Annotated in this window: 14 protein-coding genes; 6 read left to right on the forward strand and 8 right to left on the reverse strand. The window is 65.3% G+C overall.

The window, feature by feature from the left end; genetic code table 11:
- The first annotated feature begins 37 nt into the window (after window positions 1–37).
- Window positions 38–1,480, forward strand: coding sequence for a glutamate--tRNA ligase (gene gltX, locus ACUCV3_RS10520; RefSeq protein ID WP_010336543.1), 1,443 nt, complete (start codon window positions 38–40; stop codon window positions 1,478–1,480).
- 20 nt (window positions 1,481–1,500) lie between these two features.
- Window positions 1,501–2,787 carry a citrate synthase gene (locus ACUCV3_RS10525; RefSeq protein WP_010336542.1) on the forward strand — a complete coding sequence of 429 codons (1,287 nt, stop codon included), beginning with the start codon at window positions 1,501–1,503 and terminating at the stop codon, window positions 2,785–2,787.
- A 60-nt stretch (window positions 2,788–2,847) separates the two neighbouring features.
- On the opposite strand, the gene ACUCV3_RS10530 is transcribed toward ACUCV3_RS10525, so the two are convergent.
- The 5 genes from ACUCV3_RS10530 to ACUCV3_RS10550 all read right to left on the reverse strand — a co-directional run bounded on the left by ACUCV3_RS10530 (window position 2,848) and on the right by ACUCV3_RS10550 (window position 7,381).
- Complete coding sequence (locus tag ACUCV3_RS10530; protein WP_279729261.1) at window positions 2,848–3,189, reverse strand: gamma-glutamylcyclotransferase family protein; 342 nt, start codon at window positions 3,187–3,189, stop codon at window positions 2,848–2,850.
- 76 nt (window positions 3,190–3,265) lie between these two features.
- The gene (locus tag ACUCV3_RS10535) at window positions 3,266–4,657 is read right to left on the reverse strand and encodes a sensor histidine kinase (protein WP_017500595.1); all 1,392 of its coding nucleotides are present in this window, start codon (window positions 4,655–4,657) and stop codon (window positions 3,266–3,268) included.
- Entirely contained in the window at window positions 4,654–5,739 is a 1,086-nt protein-coding gene (locus ACUCV3_RS10540) for a hypothetical protein (RefSeq protein ID WP_347881912.1), read from the reverse strand. Before ACUCV3_RS10540 ends, ACUCV3_RS10535 begins: the two co-directional genes overlap by 4 nt.
- A 77-nt stretch (window positions 5,740–5,816) precedes the next feature.
- Window positions 5,817–6,989, reverse strand: a complete 1,173-nt coding sequence (locus ACUCV3_RS10545) for a hypothetical protein (protein ID WP_482240607.1) — start codon at window positions 6,987–6,989, stop codon at window positions 5,817–5,819.
- 89 nt (window positions 6,990–7,078) lie between these two features.
- Entirely contained in the window at window positions 7,079–7,381 is a 303-nt protein-coding gene (locus ACUCV3_RS10550) for an Hpt domain-containing protein (RefSeq protein ID WP_037511783.1), read from the reverse strand.
- Window positions 7,382–7,462: 81 nt separating this feature from the next.
- Between ACUCV3_RS10550 and ACUCV3_RS10555 the strand changes: the two genes are divergently transcribed.
- Window positions 7,463–10,138 (forward strand): coiled-coil domain-containing protein, encoded by a 2,676-nt coding sequence (locus ACUCV3_RS10555; protein WP_279729257.1) that lies wholly within the window; start codon window positions 7,463–7,465, stop codon window positions 10,136–10,138.
- 38 nt (window positions 10,139–10,176) lie between these two features.
- On the opposite strand, the gene ACUCV3_RS10560 is transcribed toward ACUCV3_RS10555, so the two are convergent.
- Complete coding sequence (locus tag ACUCV3_RS10560) at window positions 10,177–11,262, reverse strand: anhydro-N-acetylmuramic acid kinase (RefSeq protein WP_279729256.1); 1,086 nt, start codon at window positions 11,260–11,262, stop codon at window positions 10,177–10,179.
- A 55-nt stretch (window positions 11,263–11,317) separates the two neighbouring features.
- Here ACUCV3_RS10560 and tyrS point away from each other — a divergent pair, with 55 nt between their 5' ends.
- Both tyrS and ACUCV3_RS10570 read left to right on the forward strand, forming a co-directional pair.
- Complete coding sequence (gene tyrS / locus ACUCV3_RS10565) at window positions 11,318–12,535, forward strand: tyrosine--tRNA ligase (RefSeq protein WP_482240608.1); 1,218 nt, start codon at window positions 11,318–11,320, stop codon at window positions 12,533–12,535.
- Window positions 12,536–12,611: 76 nt separating this feature from the next.
- Entirely contained in the window at window positions 12,612–12,968 is a 357-nt protein-coding gene (locus ACUCV3_RS10570) for a PilZ domain-containing protein (RefSeq protein WP_004207490.1), read from the forward strand.
- Here the strand turns inward: ACUCV3_RS10570 and ACUCV3_RS10575 are convergent.
- Complete coding sequence (locus tag ACUCV3_RS10575) at window positions 12,940–14,016, reverse strand: mechanosensitive ion channel family protein (RefSeq protein ID WP_270093090.1); 1,077 nt, start codon at window positions 14,014–14,016, stop codon at window positions 12,940–12,942. The genes ACUCV3_RS10570 and ACUCV3_RS10575 overlap by 29 nt on opposite strands.
- A 172-nt stretch (window positions 14,017–14,188) precedes the next feature.
- Here ACUCV3_RS10575 and ACUCV3_RS10580 point away from each other — a divergent pair, with 172 nt between their 5' ends.
- Window positions 14,189–14,800, forward strand: coding sequence for a hypothetical protein (locus ACUCV3_RS10580; RefSeq protein WP_279729253.1), 612 nt, complete (start codon window positions 14,189–14,191; stop codon window positions 14,798–14,800).
- Between the two features lie 58 nt (window positions 14,801–14,858).
- Here ACUCV3_RS10580 and recG read toward each other — a convergent pair whose 3' ends face one another.
- Window positions 14,859–16,922, reverse strand: a complete 2,064-nt coding sequence (gene recG, locus ACUCV3_RS10585) for an ATP-dependent DNA helicase RecG (protein ID WP_279776288.1) — start codon at window positions 16,920–16,922, stop codon at window positions 14,859–14,861.
- Window positions 16,923–17,017 lie beyond the last annotated feature (95 nt).

A 17,017-nucleotide genomic window follows, 5' to 3' on the forward strand; every position in this document is an offset into this window, starting at 1 on the left:
CGCATCCATGGATCAGGCAGGAAGAATGTCAGCGAATATGACGGCAAGTGCAACGGGATTGAACAAGCAGGTGGTGACCCGTTTCGCCCCGTCGCCAACGGGCTTCCTGCATATTGGCGGCGCCCGCACCGCGCTGTTCAACTGGCTGTTCGCGCGCCATCATGGCGGCAAGTTCCTGCTCCGCATCGAGGATACGGATCGCGCCCGCTCCACCGAGGAAGCCGTGGCAGCCATTTTCGACGGCCTGGAATGGCTGAACCTGGGCGGCGATGAGCCCGCCGTGTTCCAGTTCGAGCGCACCCCGCGCCATGCCGAGGTCGCCAATCAGCTGCTCGCCAATGGTCATGCCTATCGCTGCTATGCGACGCAGGAAGAGCTGGCCGAGCTGCGTGAACAGCAGCGCGCCGCCAAGCAGCCGATGCGCTATGACGGCCGCTGGCGCGACCGTTCGCCGGAGGAAGCGCCCGAAGGCGCGCCCTTCGTCATCCGCATCAAGGCCCCTCGGACCGGCGAAACCGTGATCGAGGATGCGGTGCAGGGCCGCGTCGTGGTGCAGAATGCCGAGCTGGACGACATGATCCTGCTCCGGTCGGATGGCACCCCCACTTATATGCTGGCCGTCGTGGTCGACGACCATGACATGGGCGTCACCCATGTCATTCGCGGCGACGACCATCTCAACAACGCTTTCCGCCAACTCGCCATCATCAAGGCGATGGGCTGGGAAGAGCCGGTCTATGGCCATATCCCGCTGATCCACGGGTCGGACGGCGCAAAGCTGTCGAAGCGCCACGGTGCGCTCGGCGTCGACGCCTATCGCGACGAGATGGGGATGCTGCCCGAAGCGGTGCTCAACTATCTGCTGCGCCTGGGCTGGGGCCATGGCGACGAGGAGATCATCTCGATCGAGCGCGCCATCGAACTGTTCGATATCGACGGCGTCGGCCGTTCGCCCTCGCGCTTCGACATCAAGAAGCTGGAAAATCTGAACGGCCATTATCTGCGCGAGGCCGACGAGGCGCGCCTGGCCGCTCTGGTCGCCCCGCGCGTTGAGTCGCGTCTTGATACGCAACTGAATGACGCCCAGCGCGATATTTTGACCCAGGCGATGGTTTCGCTCAAGCCGCGGGCCAAGACACTTAACGAAATTGCAGAAGGCGCGGAGTTTCTGTTCAAATCTTGCCCGCTCGATTTTGACGAGAAGGCGTCTGCTCTGCTAGATGAACCCGCGCGTGAGCTGCTGAAAAAGACAGCCGACGCTCTCCAGCCCGTCCAGTCCTGGACGGTTGAAGCGATCGATGAAGTGATACGCCGCGTGGCAGAGGATGCGGGGCTTGGCCTGGGCAAGGTGGCACAGCCGCTTCGTGCGGCGCTCACCGGGCGCACGGTCTCGCCGGGTATTTTTGATGTCCTCTTCCTTCTGGGGAAAGAGGAAAGCTTGAAGCGACTGACCGCTGCGGGGCACGTGGTGGCCGGTTGACGGCAGTTAAGGAGAAAAACATGTCGGATAATAATGCCAGTTTGACCGTTGGCGGAGAGGCCAAGGACTATGCCATCATGGATGGTACCGTCGGTCCCCAGGTCATCGACGTTCGCAAGCTCTACGCCAACACCGGCATGTTCACCTACGATCCGGGCTTCACCTCGACCGCCAGCTGCGAATCGGGCCTGACCTATATCGATGGCGACGCCGGCGTGCTGCTGCATCGTGGCTATCCGATCGGCCAGCTCGCCGAACAGTCCAGCTTCATGGAAGTCTGCTATCTGCTGCTGAACGGCGAACTGCCGTCGGCCAAGGAACTGGCAGAGTTCACCAACACCATCACGCGCCACACCATGGTGCATGAACAGCTGACCGCCTTCTTCCGCGGCTTCCGTCGTGACGCCCACCCGATGGCGATCATGGTCGGCGTCGTCGGCGCCCTGTCGGCCTTCTATCATGACTCGACCGACATCAACGATCCGGAACAGCGCCGCATTGCGAGCCACCGCCTGATCGCCAAGATGCCGACGATCGCTGCGATGGCGTACAAATATTCGGTGGGCCAGCCCTTCGTCTATCCGCGCAACGACCTGAGCTACACCGCCAACTTCCTGAACATGACCTTCTCGGTCCCGGCGGAAGAGTATAAGATCGATCCGATCGTCGTCGACGCGATGGACAAGATCTTCACCCTGCATGCCGACCATGAGCAGAACGCGTCGACCTCGACCGTCCGTCTCGCCGGTTCGTCGGGCGCCAACCCGTTCGCCTGCATCGCGGCCGGCATCGCCTGCCTCTGGGGCCCGGCACATGGCGGCGCGAACGAAGCCGCACTCAACATGCTGCGCGAAATCGGCACCGTCGATCGCATTCCGGAATATATCGCCCGCGCCAAGAACAAGGACGATCCGTTCCGCCTGATGGGCTTTGGCCATCGCGTCTACAAGAATTACGATCCGCGCGCGACCGTGATGCAGAAGACCGCGAAGGACGTGCTGGAGAAGCTGGGCGTCAACGACCCGATCTTCGACGTCGCCAAGGAACTGGAGCAGATCGCGCTCAACGATCCCTACTTCATCGAGAAGAAGCTCTACCCGAATGTCGACTTCTATTCGGGCGTGATCCTCTCGGCGATCGGCTTCCCGACCGAAATGTTCACCGTGCTCTTCGCCCTCGCCCGCACCGTCGGCTGGGTCGCGCAGTGGAACGAAATGATTTCGGACCCAGCGCAGAAGATCGGCCGTCCGCGTCAGCTCTACACCGGCCCGACGCAGCGCGACTATGTCGCCGTCGACAAGCGCTAAGACGCGGTCACAGAGACAAGAGGAACGGCGCCCCATCGGGCGCCGTTTTTCGTTTAGGGCTCAGCCGCCAACCCCGGCATAGACATAGATCCAGGCCGGCACGCGCCCCTGATCGGTAACCACATCAATCGCGACACGGCGATAATCCGCCCCCTCGAACGCATCGAGCCGCGCCCAATGCGCCGGCAGGTCGGGCGAGCGGAATAGCTGGACCGGCACCGCCGCGCCGCCCTCGTCGGGAATGAAGGCGGGAAAGCCCATCGACGCGGCCCAGCCATGCGCGACCAGATGGCCGGTCACATGCCCCGCCTGCCAACTGCCCTGCAGTTCCGCCAGTTGATGATGATTGGCCCGTCCGGGCGCCAGCGTGCCATAGGTGGCCAGGCAATGCGATCTGTCCATGCCACCACCCTATCGGGGCAGCATCGGCCGGACAAACAAGCGCTCTTTATCTCATATAAGCGCGATCGCGCGCCCGTCAGTCGAGCACCGGCAGCGTCAGGATGAAGCGCGCGCCCTCGCCCGGCGTGCCGCCAACACTGATGTCGCCGCCCATCGCCCGCGCCAGCTTGCGCGAGATATAGAGGCCAAGCCCGCTACCGCCCGGATCGTCACGTCCCAGCCGCTCGAACTTGTCGAAAATCTTCTCCCGATCCTCCAGCGCCACGCCCGCACCCTGGTCGATCACCAGCACCCGTGCCTGCCGATGCTCGCGCTCGACGACGATGCGCACCTGCGATCCCTCGGGCGAATAGCGCACCGCATTGCCGACCAGATTGACCAGTATCTGCAGCACGCGGCGGAACTCGCCCCTCGCCATCAATATCTGGTCGACATCCGGGCAATGGATCTTGATGTGCCGATCCAGCGCCTTGACCGTCAGCAGGCCGCCGGCCCGCCGGCCCAGATCCGCCAGGTCGACATCCTCGATGATCACGCCGAAATCGGGCCGGTCGATCGCCTGCAGATCGGCCAGATCGTCGACCAGCGCCATCAGGTGACGGCCGGCGGTCGCGATATCATTGGCATAATCGGCATAATCGGGCCGCAGCGGCCCTTCCAGTTGCGCGCCGATCGTGTCCGCATTGGCGATGATCCGCCCCAGCGGCTGGCGCAGCGATCGATCAAGCCGCTTGCCGAACTCACCGGGATAGAGCGACAATTGCGTCGTATCCGCCCGCGCCAGCGCCGGCGGTCGTTCGATCGGGCAGGCCTTGCCGCGATAGCCGACCAGATGGCCGGCCAGATCGAACAGCGGAAAGCCCGCCAGCCGCACATGCTGTTCGGGATCATGCACCAATGTCGCGACCTGATCGCGGAAGGCACGGCGCTGGGTGAAGCCGCGCAGGATCGCCATGTCGCCCTCACCATCGCTCTGCAGCTCGAAATAGCTGGAGAAACGACTGCCCGGCAGGGGCGGCTGCGTCGGCAATGCGCCCTGCCGGTCGGTCCCGGCAATTGCCATCTGGAACTGCAACTGGGTGTCGATCTGCCAGGTCCAGCCATCGGCCAGCGCCGCCAGATCGGCCTCGCGCCGGCTATGATCGCCGGTATTGGCGAGCGGCGGCCGCTCGCTCCAGTCGACCACCGCCAGCGACACGATGCGCCCGTCCGGCCCTTCGTCGCTGCGCGCCCGCACCCACATGTCGATATCGCCTCGCTCGGCGGCCGCGACCACCGGCCGCGATACGGTGACACCCAATCGCGCCGCCAGCCGCACCACGGCGGCCAGTTGCGGAATGGCGAGCGGCCCCAGCAGATCGCTCCCCGCCTCCCGCTGCAAGGCGAGCAGCGGCGCATCGGCACTCAGAAGCGTGCCGTCCGCCGATGCCGTTGCCCGGACGATGGAGGGGTGGAGCGTCATGTTCATCCGGTGACGCGCCGCAAATGATCGAGCTTCGCGCGGAAGGCGGCGGGCGCGCGCAGGGCGCCCACCACGGCTTCCGCCTTCACGTCGCTTAGCAATTGATATTGGTCGGCCTCGGCCACGATGACCGCGTCGGACAGGCCCGGCCGCACCGGCCGCAGCGCCAACAGCAGATGGCGATAATCCGCCCCGGTTCCGCCCAGCGCCCGGCACAGGGTCGCGACCTGCATCACCGGCCCCATGATCAATATGTCCGTCACCTGCGCGGTGCCGAGGCGCAACCGTCGCCCGGCCAACGCCGCGAACAGCAGGAAACGCCGCTGCCCCAGCGCCGCGCCCAGAAGGTCGGGCGCATCGGCCTGCGCCCCCAACCGGCGCACCAGTTGGTCGGCCGCCGCGATCGGGCCATTGCTTTCGTCATGGCTGGCAAGCAGCGCCCAGCCCGCCCGCTCGAACGCGCCGAGCAATTGATTGTCGGGCTCCAGCGCGGTCCGCTGCACCACCGCCGCCAGACAGGCGGCCGCAGTCCATACCAGTTCGGCAAAATGTTCGGCCGGCAGATCGGGCCGCATCGGCTGATCCTCGCCCCCCATCGCCTGCCACTGCCCCTCGGCCAGCGCCAGCGCGACGATCGCGTCGCCAATTTCGGGATCGTCCGACGACAGGATCGACTCGGCCTCGGGCTGTTCCGGCGGCTCGCCATCGGGGCGCCCGATCTGCCGCAGCAACAGGCTCACCCCCGCGCGCATCTGCATATGGGCCAGCAAGGCCGGTCCCAGCAGGGTCGGCTGCGCACAGATGGTCGGCCAGCACAGCCCATCGGGCCAACGCCCCAGCGCCGCGGCAATTGCGGGATCACCCGCCAGGCTCAGCCGCAACGCCGTTTCGATCGCAGTCAGGCATCCGCCCAGATGACGGCGGGTCTCCGCGATCAGCGCATCATGGCGCGCCCGGTCCTCGACCGGAAAGAAAAAGGCGAGATCAATCGCATGGCCGACGGGCACGGCCGACATGCCGGCCATGACATGTGCCATGGGCCAGCTGTCCGCCATGATGGATCCGGCAAGGGACGTGTGGGCGCTCATGCAAGGCAGCATAACCCCACGTCGTTAAAATGCACTAAACCCTGACAGCAAAATCAACGATCTCGATGCGACAAAAATCATCCGCCCCGACGCGACAGGATGATCGCCCCGATCGATCCGATCGCCGCCAGCATGGCAACGTCGAAACCAAATGCCTCCCCCCCCGTCAGCAAGGCTGCCAGCAGTACCAGCAACGCGGTGCCCGGCGTGAAGATCATCCAGGGGCGCGCCGCCCCGGTCCGGCGCCAGCGATCGGCAACCGTGATGATACCCAGCAACAACGCCAGATAGTTGGGCACCATCCCGCTGCCCGACAGCATCACGCCGATCAGCGTCAGCCCCGGCGCCAGAAAGGCGATCCAGCCGCTCGGCGGCCGGCGCAGCGCCATTTCATCGAGCCGATCGGCCAGTTCCGCCAGCAGCAGCGCCAGCAGCAACAGGCTGAGCCCGGTGCCCGGCCAGCCCAGTTCCAGCGGCATCAGCGCAATACCGGCCAGCGCGATCGAACCGATCCGCACCTGCATCGCCGGCACCTGGCTGCGCATCAATGCGGGGCCGAGCAGCCGGGCCAGCGGCCCGAACAGATAATGTTCGATCCCGCCGCGGCTGGACGATCCCGACCGCGCCCCGGTCGACATCACCGCCTGCGCGGCCAGGTCCGCCTGTTCCTGCCCGTCGACCAGCGCGACTCGGCCTTCCAGCAGATCATCCTGCGGCACGGTGATTCGCACCGCACCGCCCTGCACCGCCGATCGCACCAGCGTCAGAGCCAGATCCCAGTCGCCGATCATGTCCAGCGTGCCGAACAGCAGCGCCGGATTGATCCGCGCCAGCCCGGCCCAGCGCTGCCCCGCATCGATCCGCTCGAACGGCGCGCTGGCGCGGCTGTCGTCGGTGACCAGCAGCGCATTGCCCGCCTGCCCCGCCAGTGCGTCATAATGGCCCTGCGCCACCACGGCGCCGTCCGCCACCAGCAGCACATCGGCGTCGCGCGGCGCATCGCGCACCATCGACACCATATCGCGGATCAGGGCGACGGCAATGCCGTCCGCGCTCAGCCGGTCGACCGCCTGCGAAATGGCCGGCGTGATGACGCTGACCAGGATCATGATCCGGTCCGCACCGGCCCGGACCGCCTGTCGCGCCTGATATTCGACCAGCGTCTGGCCGGCGAAATGCAGGGTGGCGCGAAGCGCTGCAGGCGAATCACTTGAAGCCCGGCTGGCACTGAGAATGGCCGCGAATGTCATATTGTCTGGAAACCGACCCGTTTTGATTGCGACGATCTTCTTGCAAGCCGAACGACGCAGCGCAAGCAGGCGCTTTCAAATCACCGGTTTCAGCCCTGCTGAAGCAGTGCGATCGTGCTGCGCAAACGCTGCAAGGCGCGCGGATCGCCCGGCGCGGCCTCGACCGCCTCGTCCGCCAGCGCCATCAGGCTGGTCAGGCCGAAACTCGCCGCCAGGCCTTTCAAACGCCAGGCCGCCAATTCCCAATTGGCGTCGCAGCGCGCCCGGCTCATCAGGTCGAGATGGCGCTCCGCGCTTTCAAGAAAAGCCACGCGCAGATCGGCGATCAGCACCGCGTCTTCGCCGACGGCGGCGGCCAATGCCGCATTAAGAGCGCCAGGATCATAGGACATGGGGACGGAAGCTATCGAAATTGCGTTAAGTTTTGGTAACAAGGCATTTGCGCAGACGGAAAAGATGATAGGATCACACCCATGAATGGGGGCAGCACAATCGTCGAATTCTGGCGAGACGAGGGAAACGCGACCGGCAACGCGCCGGCCGCGGATGACATCCTGCTATTGAAGCAGGCCGTACTGGACATTGATGATGCCCCTGACGACGCGCAGGGGGAAGGCGAAAAGCTGGTGCGCAATGCCCGGATCGGGCTCGGCCTGCTGGCCGCGCTCTGGCTCGGCTTCGCGCTCTGGGCAACGATCGTATCGGATCAGTGGCGGGCTGGCCCGGCCGGCTGGCCCGCACTTGTCGCCACGCTGCTGGTGCCGATCAGCCTGCTCGGCATCGCCTATCTGCTGATCGTGCGCAACAGCCGCGCCGAATCGCGCCGCTATCTCGATACCGCCCATGCGTTGCGGACCGAGGCCGAACTGCTCGAACTGCGCCTCGGCCGGATCGCCGACCGGCTCGAATCCGCGCGCCAGACGATGCAGGATCAGGCCGAACTGCTCGACAGCTATGGCGCCGCCGCCAGCAGCAATATGGAGGCATCGGCCGAACTGATCGCCGGCCGCGCCCAGACCACCGCCGATCGCGCCGAAAGCGCCGAGCGTGCTGGCACCGCTCTGGTCGCGCGGATGGACGCGCTGATCGCCGCCATGCCTCAACTCGAAGAACGGGCCGTGCGCATGGCCGCGCAGATCATGGACAATGGTCATGCGCTGGCCGAACGGATCGACACGCTCGAAGCGCGCCTCCACGCGCTGGGCGAACTGTCCGACGACACCCGCACCCGCACCCTGTCCGCGACCAAGAGCCTGTCGAGCCAGCTAGGCCAGTTGCAGGAGACGACCCGCAGCGCCACCGACGAGGTCAACGGCCTGGCCGACATCGCCGCCGGGCGGATCGAGACATCGGCGCAGAGCGCGCGCGCCGCCATGGACCAGACCCGGCAGGACATCGATGCCCAGTCGGCCGCACTGGACGTGCTGGTCAATCGCGTTGCCCTGTCGCTCGGCGAAACCAGCGATGGTGCGGTTCGCGCCCTCACCCAGGATCTCGATCTGGTCGAGGCATCGCTGCGCGGTCGCCTCGAAACCTCGATGGATCAGGTGCGCGACACGATGGAGCGCGCGCAGGAAGGGCTTTCGACCCAGCGCGCCACGCTGGAGGCGCTGGTCGCCCGCGCCCAGGCCAGCATCACCGCCACCAGCCAGAATGCGCTCGCCGCGCTGGGCCAGGATCTCGGCTCGATCGAGGATGATCTGCGCCAGCGGCTCGATGCAACCCTGCTCCAGGCCCGCGAAACACTCGCCCTCACCGATGCCGGGCTGCGCGATCAGGCCGGTGCGCTCGACAGCCTCATCACCCGTTCGCGTGACAGCATCGCCGCGATCGGCACCGATACCGTCGCCGGCCTTGCCGACGATATTGGCGAGGTCGAAAGCCGCCTGCACCAGATCAACGATCTGGTCGAAGGACAGCGCAGCCTGATGGCCGGGCTGCACGGCACGCTCAACCAGACGATCGACCAGGCCGAGGCGCGCTTTGCCGCGCTGGAGGATAATGCCCTCGCCCGCAGCCAGAAGCTGACCGACGCGCTGACCCGCCTGACCGAGGAAACCCGCCGGATCGACACGGCGCTGCATGACGGCGGCACCACCGCCGAAAAGCTGATCGGCAATGCCGAAACGCTGATGGTCGCGCTCGATTCGAGCGTCCGCGAGCTGGACGAAACCTATCCCGGCGCGCTTGCCCGCTTCGACGCCCGACTGGAAACCAGCCGCGCCATGCTGGGCGCCGCGACGCCCGAGCTGGAACGGCTGGAAGCCATTTCGGAAGCGCTGGTCGGCCGCACCCAGGAAGCCGAAGAGATGCTGCGCGGCCAGGGTCGCCGTCTCTCCGAATGGCTGGAAAGCACCCAGAGCGGCATCGAATCCAACCGCGAACTGGTGGAAAAGCTGCGCACCGCGCTCGACGCCGCGCATGAGGACACGACCCGCATCACCGAAGGTGCCGGCCCGCTGCTCATCACCGCCCTGCTCCGCGTCAAGGACACCGCCGAACAGGCCGCCGAGCGCGCCCGTCAGGCGCTCGGCCGCGCCATCCCCGACGCGGTGCAGAACCTGGCCGAAGCCAGCGAGCAAGCGATGCAGCAGGCCGTCGGCGATCAGGTTTCGGCCCAGATCGAGAAGCTGGCCGATGTCGCGGAAGAGGCCGTGCGCGCCGCGCACAATGCTTCGGACCGGCTGACCCGCCAGTTGATGACGATCGCCGATACCAGCGCCGGGCTGGAACAGAGGATCGAGGAAGCCGGCCGCGCGGCCGAGGAACGCGATCGCGACCACTTCTCCCGCCGCTCCGCCCTGCTGATCGAATCGCTCAACAGCACCGCGATCGACGTCGCCAAGATCCTGTCCAACGATGTGACCGACACCAACTGGTCGGCCTATCTCAAGGGCGATCGCGGCGTCTTCACCCGTCGCGCAGTCAAGCTGCTCGACGCCGGCGAGTCCCGCGAAATCGCGCTCCATTATGACAATGACGCCGATTTCCGCGAGCATGTGAACCGCTACATCCACGATTTCGAGGCGATGCTGCGGATCATCCTGTCGGCGCGTGACGGCAACGCCCTGGGCGTCGCGATCCTCTCGTCCGACATGGGCAAGCTCTATGTTGCCCTTGCCCAGGCGATCGAGCGCCTGCGCCAATAAGGATCAGGGGCGGCGCCCGGCCGCCCCATCCCCCTTTTTCAGGGCTGGAACAGCACCCCGCCGGTCATCGGTTCAGGCGCGCCGGTGGTGCCGGGAAAGCTGATCGGCAGGCCATTGAGGTGGCGCACCGCCATATAGGCAAAGCCCTGCGCCTCCAGCGCGTCGCCATCCCAGCCCAGTTCGTCGACCGAGCGGACATCGGCGCCAGTGCGCGCCGCCAGCATCGCCATCAGCGTCGCATTATGACGCCCGCCGCCCGCCACATAGATGCGCGCCGGCCGTTCGGGCAGATGATCGACGCCGCGCGCCACCGCCTGCGCGGAAAAGGCGGTCAGCGTCGCTGCCCCGTCCGCCAGCGACAATCCCTCGACCGGCGCGATGGTGAAGGCTTCGCGGTCGATGCTCTTGGGCGGCGGCGCGGCGAACCAGGGATCGGCCATCATCGCCGCCAGCCGCGCCTCGTCCACCTGGCCCCGCGCGGCGGTCGCGCCGCCCGCATCATAGGCCGCGTCGCCATGCGCCTGCATCCAGTTGTCGATCAGGCCGCTCGCCATCCCGGTGTCGAAGGCGACCAGGCTGCCGTCCGATCCGATCGCGGTGATGTTCGCCACCCCGCCCAGGTTGAGGATACCGACCGGCTTGGCCAGACCATCGGACAGCGCGCGATGATAGACCGGCATCAGCGGCGCGCCCTGCCCGCCCGCGCGCACATCGGCACTGCGCAGGTCGGCGACCACGGGAATGCCAAAGGCGCCGGCCAGCACCGCGCCGTCACCGATCTGCCAGGTCCAGCGCCGCTCGGGCCGGTGGGCAACGGTATGGCCATGAAAGCCGATCACCCCGATATCCTCCGCCACATGGCCGCTGCGGCCCAGCATGTCGGCGATCGCATCGATGTGGAAATTGGTGAGGTCCATCTCCACCGCGCGGATCAGCGGATCCTCGCCCGGCGCGTCCATCGTCATCGCCCGCGCGCAGGCGGCGGCCAGACGCTCGCGAAAATCATCGCTGTAGGGCTGGGCGTGGAAGATGATCGCCTCGGCCTGCCCCTCGCCATCCGTCTCGATCAGCGCGGCGTCGATCCCGTCGCGCGAGGTGCCGGACATCAGACCGATTGCCAACATGATCGAAAACTCCGCCTCTTTTCCAGTTGCTGCCCCAATGCTACAGGCGCGCGTCATGAGCAACTATCAGTCCGATCTCCTCCGCCTGCTCGAAGCACGCGGCTACATCCACCAACTGACCGACGCGGAAGGGCTTGATGCCATGGCCGCCAAACAGGTGGTGCCGGGCTATATCGGCTTCGACCCGACTGCGCCGTCGCTCCATGTCGGCCACCTCGTGTCGATCATGATGCTGCGCCAGTTGCAGAAGGCGGGTCACAAGCCGATCGTCCTGATGGGCGGCGGCACCGGCAAGATCGGCGATCCCAGCTTCAAGGATGAAGCGCGCAAGCTGCTGACCGTCGACCTGATCCAGGAAAATGTCGCCAGCATCAAGCGCGTGTTCGAACGCTTCCTGACCTTCGGCGACGGCCCGACTGACGCGATCATGGTCGACAATGCCGACTGGCTCGACAAGCTCGAATATATCCCGTTCCTGCGCGACATCGGCCAGCATTTCTCGGTCAACCGGATGCTGAGCTTCGACAGCGTCAAGCTGCGCCTCGACCGTGAGCAGTCGCTCAGCTTCCTCGAATTCAACTACATGATCCTCCAGGCCTATGACTTCCTGGAGCTGTCGCGCCGCAGCGATTGCCGCCTGCAGATGGGCGGATCGGACCAGTGGGGCAATATCGTCAACGGCGTCGAACTGGCCCGCCGCGTCGATGGCACCCAGGTGTTCGGCCTCACCACGCCGTTGCTGACCAATGCCGACGGGACCAAGATGGGCAAGACCGTGGGCGGCGCCGTCTGGCTGAACCAGGACCAGCTGTCCGACTATGATTATTGGCAGTTCTGGCGCAACACCGCCGACGCCGACGTGTTCAACCGGCTGCGCCTGTTCACCGATCTGCCGATGGATGAGGTCAACCGTCTCGCCGCGCTGCAGGGCGCGGAGATCAATGAGGCCAAGAAGATCCTGGCGAACGAGGCAACCGCGCTCTGCCGTGGCGCCGAAGCCGCCGCTCTCGCCGCCGAAACCGCGCGCAAGACCTTCGAGGAAGGCGCGTCGGACGCCAATCTGCCGACCGTTGCGCTGGGCGCCGAAGGCCTGACCGTGGTCCAGGCCACCACCGGCCTTGGCTTCGCGACCTCCAACAAGGAAGTCCGCCGCAAGCTGGCCGAAGGCGCGATCAAGGTGAATGGCGAGGTCGTCACCGACCCGGCCGTCACCCTCAAGGCCGGCGACAAGCTGAGCTTCGGCGCCAAGAAGCACGGCCTGGTCACCGCCTGAGGACAAACAGGGTTTCAGCTTAGTTAACGCTACCAGGTAGGAAAGCCTCCACTTTCCGCCCGCTAGGCTGAAACCCATGTCCTCCTCGGTTTTCGCCAATCTTGGCCATGTCATGCGGTCGCGCGACCCGTCCGTCGATCAGCGGCGGGTGGCGCGCGACCTGGTCGACATGGTCAGCCATATCACAGCGGACGGCCGCACCCATGGCGTGCGGATCATCAACATCTCGCCGCTCGGCCTGATGTGCCGCACGGAAGAGTTGCTCACGCTGAGCGGGCGGGTGCTGATCTGGCTGCCGGTGCTTAAGGATCGTCGCGCCCTCGTCCGCTGGAGCGAGGAAGGCCGGATCGGCCTCGAGTTTGTCGAGCCGATCCCGACCGCGGGCTATGACGCCATGATGGCGCTCATCCCGCCACGCCGGACCGCCTGGTAAAGGCCTCGTCCCTCTCCAGCGTCTGACGCCCGCGCACCAGCGCCTCGGGCATGTCGGTCCGCAGGAAAGTCAGCATCGCCTCGCGCACCTCGCAGCGCAGGTCAAAGGCGATCCCGGCATTGCGCGCCGACAGCAGCCCGCGCAGTTCCAGCGCATCGGCACGATGGTCGGTCACCTGCAGGATCGCCACCCGCCCGTCCCAGCGGCCATTCGCCTTCACCGCCTCGACGAAGCGCGCGCGGATCCGCTCGATATCGGCGGTCGGATCGACATAGAGGAAGACGGTGCCCAGCAGGTCCGACGTCTTCGTCGTCCAGTTCTGGAACGGCTTCTCCAGGAAATAAGACACCGGCACCACCATGCGCCTGTCGTCCCAGATGCGCACGATCACATAGGTCAGCCTGATCTCCTCGATCCGCCCCCATTCCCCTTCGATGATGACGACATCGTCCAGCCGAATCGGCTCGGAAAAGGCCATCTGGATGCCCGCGATCAGATTTTTGAGCGCCGGTTGCGCCGCCGCGCCCACCGCCAGCGCGGCGAGGCCCGCCGACGCCATCAGCGACACGCCGATCGTCCGCACGCCCGGAATGGCGATCAGCATCATCGCGATCACGAAGAAGCCGACGATGCACTGGCAGATGCGATAGAGGATGCTGATCTTGGTGCGCTGCCGCCGCGCCTTCAGATTATCCTCGACGCTGATGTCGGCGCGCGCCTCCAGCATCGCCTTGCCCGCCCGCATCGCGCGAAACACCAGCCAGCCGACCAGCAGCGCAAATATCATCCGCGCCCCGATCGACCAGATATCCTCGATCCGCGGCCCCATCTCGATCGACTTGAGCCCAGCCCCCAGCGCGAGCAGCACCACCAGCCAGCGCGTCGGCTGGAAGATGGCCGGCAACAACAAAGGCTCGATCCGCGCGCGCTTCACCAGCCGCAGCGCGATCCAGTAAAGCGCCCAATGGACGACGAAGGCGACGACCACCGACAGCGCGATCGAAAGCGCGGCCATCGGCGTAATATGGGTCAGGCTGATGTCGGTCATGCCAAGGGCAACGCGACCGCCCCGCATTTTGTTTCGCAGGTGCAGCAGGGATTTTAGATACCCCATTTGCCTTCCGAAATTTCCATTCGTTCTTATCGAATGGCGTTTGGCAGGCCCTTCCTATTATTCATAGTATCGCGCAAATGGATGAACCGATGATGGAGATTTTGTCATGAAAACCATCTTTTACATGCTCACCATCATTTTCGGGTTTTCGATTTCAGCCAGCGACGCGCGTGCCTCCAATTCGTTAGGCATTTTTGCCGGATGTCTGGTCCAATATGATGCCGAGCGAATGAAGACTTGGGTCATTTGGGACGGACCAGGCCTCATCTACAAAGAGCTTGGAACGGTCGTCCCCCGATCCGGCTGCGATCAATCTGGCAATTGGGATTATTGGGACTTCCGAGGCGCTTTGGCCGAAGCACTATTGAAGGATAAATATGCGTCCAGGCCGGTTCCGGACCTGCAGGATGCGAAACCCGTTACCGACATAAAAATGGCATTGGCGTGGGGGAATAATGACGGCCGGGAAGGCATGTTGCTGAATGTCTTCAGCGAATGCGAAGTGCGTAAAAATTCCGGCGAGATATTTCGAATATTCATGACAAAATTCAGCAGCGACGCTGAAAATCAAATGCTAAAAACTCTAAAAAACAACGCCGCCGCATGCAGATACTTAGCCGGCAACATAAAAATAGCGATAAGCAACCAGGCACTCCGCGCAAGATTGGCAATTGCATTTTACCTGACAGACAAAGATGAAATTTCCACAGAAAATTGAAAATTCGCTCAACATCGGGTTCCACAAAGCCGCCACACAGGTCTGATTGCGGTCAAACCTACCCCCCCCGCAGCAACCCGACCGCGGCATCCTTCTCGAACAGATAGAGGCAGGTGCGCGCCGCCTGTCCGCGTTCGCTGTCCAGTCCGCCATCGCGGTCGATCAGCAGATGGGCGTCGTCACGCGCGCTATCCACCAATGCCGACACATGTTCCGGCGTCGCGATCTTCAGTTCCGCCTCGCCCGACTGGCGCGTGCCCAGCACCTCGCCCGCGCCGCGCAGCTTCAGATCCTCCTCGGCGATGCGGAAGCCGTCATTGGTCTCGCGCATCAGCGCCAGCCGCGCCCGCGACGTCTCGCCCAGCGCATTGCCGCGCAGCAGCAGGCAGACCGACGGCTTGTCGCCGCGCCCCACCCGGCCACGCAACTGGTGCAACTGGGCCAGGCCAAAGCGCTCCGCCCCCTCGATCACGATCAGGCTGGAATTGGGCACGTCGACACCGACCTCGATCACCGTGGTCGCCACCAATATCCGGGTGCGGTTGGCGGCAAAGGCCTCCATCGCCGCATCCTTGTCCGGCCCCTTCATCTTGCCATGGACCAGCCCCACCCGGTCGCCGAAGCGCTGGCGCAGCGTCTCGGCGCGCATCTCGGCCGCCGCCTGGTCACTTGTCTCGCTCTCCTCGACCAGCGGGCACACCCAATAGGCCTGCCCGCCACCCTCGACATGGCGGGCCAGCCCCTCGACCACCTCGTCCAGCCGGTTGGCCGACATCACCAGCGTCTGGATCGGCTGGCGGCCCGGCGGCATCTCGTCCAGCCGCGACACGTCCATCTCGCCATAATAGGTCAGGGTCAGCGTGCGAGGGATCGGCGTGGCCGTCATCACCAACAGATGCGGGGATCGCTCGGCCTTGCTCGCCAGCATCATCCGCTGCGCCACGCCAAACCGATGCTGCTCGTCGATCACGGCCAGCCCCAGCGCCTTATACTGCACCTTCTCCTGGAAAATCGCATGCGTGCCGACCAGGATGTGGATGCTGCCATCGGCCAGCCCCATCAGCGTCGCCTCGCGCACCTTGCCCTTTTCACGGCCCGTCAGGATCGCGATCTCGATCGGCAGCCCCGATGCCATCTTGCGCAGCGTCTCATAATGCTGCCGCGCCAGGATTTCGGTCGGCGCCAGCATCGCCCCCTGCATCCCGGCCTCGACCGCATTCAGCAGCGCCATCAGCGCCACCAGCGTCTTGCCCGATCCGACATCGCCCTGCAGCAGCCGCAGCATCGGCGTCGCCTGCGCCATGTCGCCCTCTATCTCGCCGATAGCGCGGCGCTGGGCACCGGTCGGGGCGAAAGGCAGCTTCAGCATCGCGCGCAGCCGCCCGTCGCCGCTGATCGGCACGCCGCGCCGCCGCCGCGACGATTGCCGCACCAGCATCAGCGCCAGTTGCCCGGCGAAAATCTCGTCATAGGCCAGCCGCTCGCGCGCCTGCGCGTCGGTCGGGTCGGCATGGAAACGCTCCAGCGCCGCGCCCCAGGCCGGCCAGCCCTTGCTCGCCAGCAGGCTCGGCTCGATCCATTCGGGCAGTTCGGGCGCACGCGCCAGCGCCTGCCCCACCAGGTCGCGCATCCGGTTGTTGGTCAGCCCTTCCGACAGGCCATAGACGCTTTCGCGCGCCGGCACGGTGTCGGCCTCCTCGGGCGGCAGCACATAGTCGGGATGGACCATCTGCAGATTGTCGCCATAGGCTTCCAGCTTGCCCGACACGAATTTCGCTTCGTTGAGCGGCAACAGCTTGCGCGGCCAGGCGCTGTTGCGGCCGAAATAGACGAGGGAGACGGCATTGCCATGGGCGTCCACCGCCTGCACCCGGAAGGGCGCGCGCGCATTGCCGCTGGCGCGATAATCGACCGGGGTCAGCATGATGCCGATCACCTTGCCGGCGTCGGCCATGTCCAGTTCGTCGATCAGCTTCCGGTCGACATAATTGACCGGCAGGTGAAAGGCGACATCGACCGCCCGCGCCAGCCCCAGCCGTTCGAGCGGACGGGCCAGCGCCGGGCCAATGCCCTTGAGCGCGGAGATTTCGGCAAAGAGCGGATTGAGAATATCGGGTCGCATGGCTATCTGACGGCTGTAACGCGTGATCGTTCCTGTGTGAACGTCATTGCGAGCGTAGCGAAGCAATCCATGTCTGACCGGTGGATTGCTTCGCT

This window comes from Sphingobium sp. VMM (genome assembly GCF_056790315.1).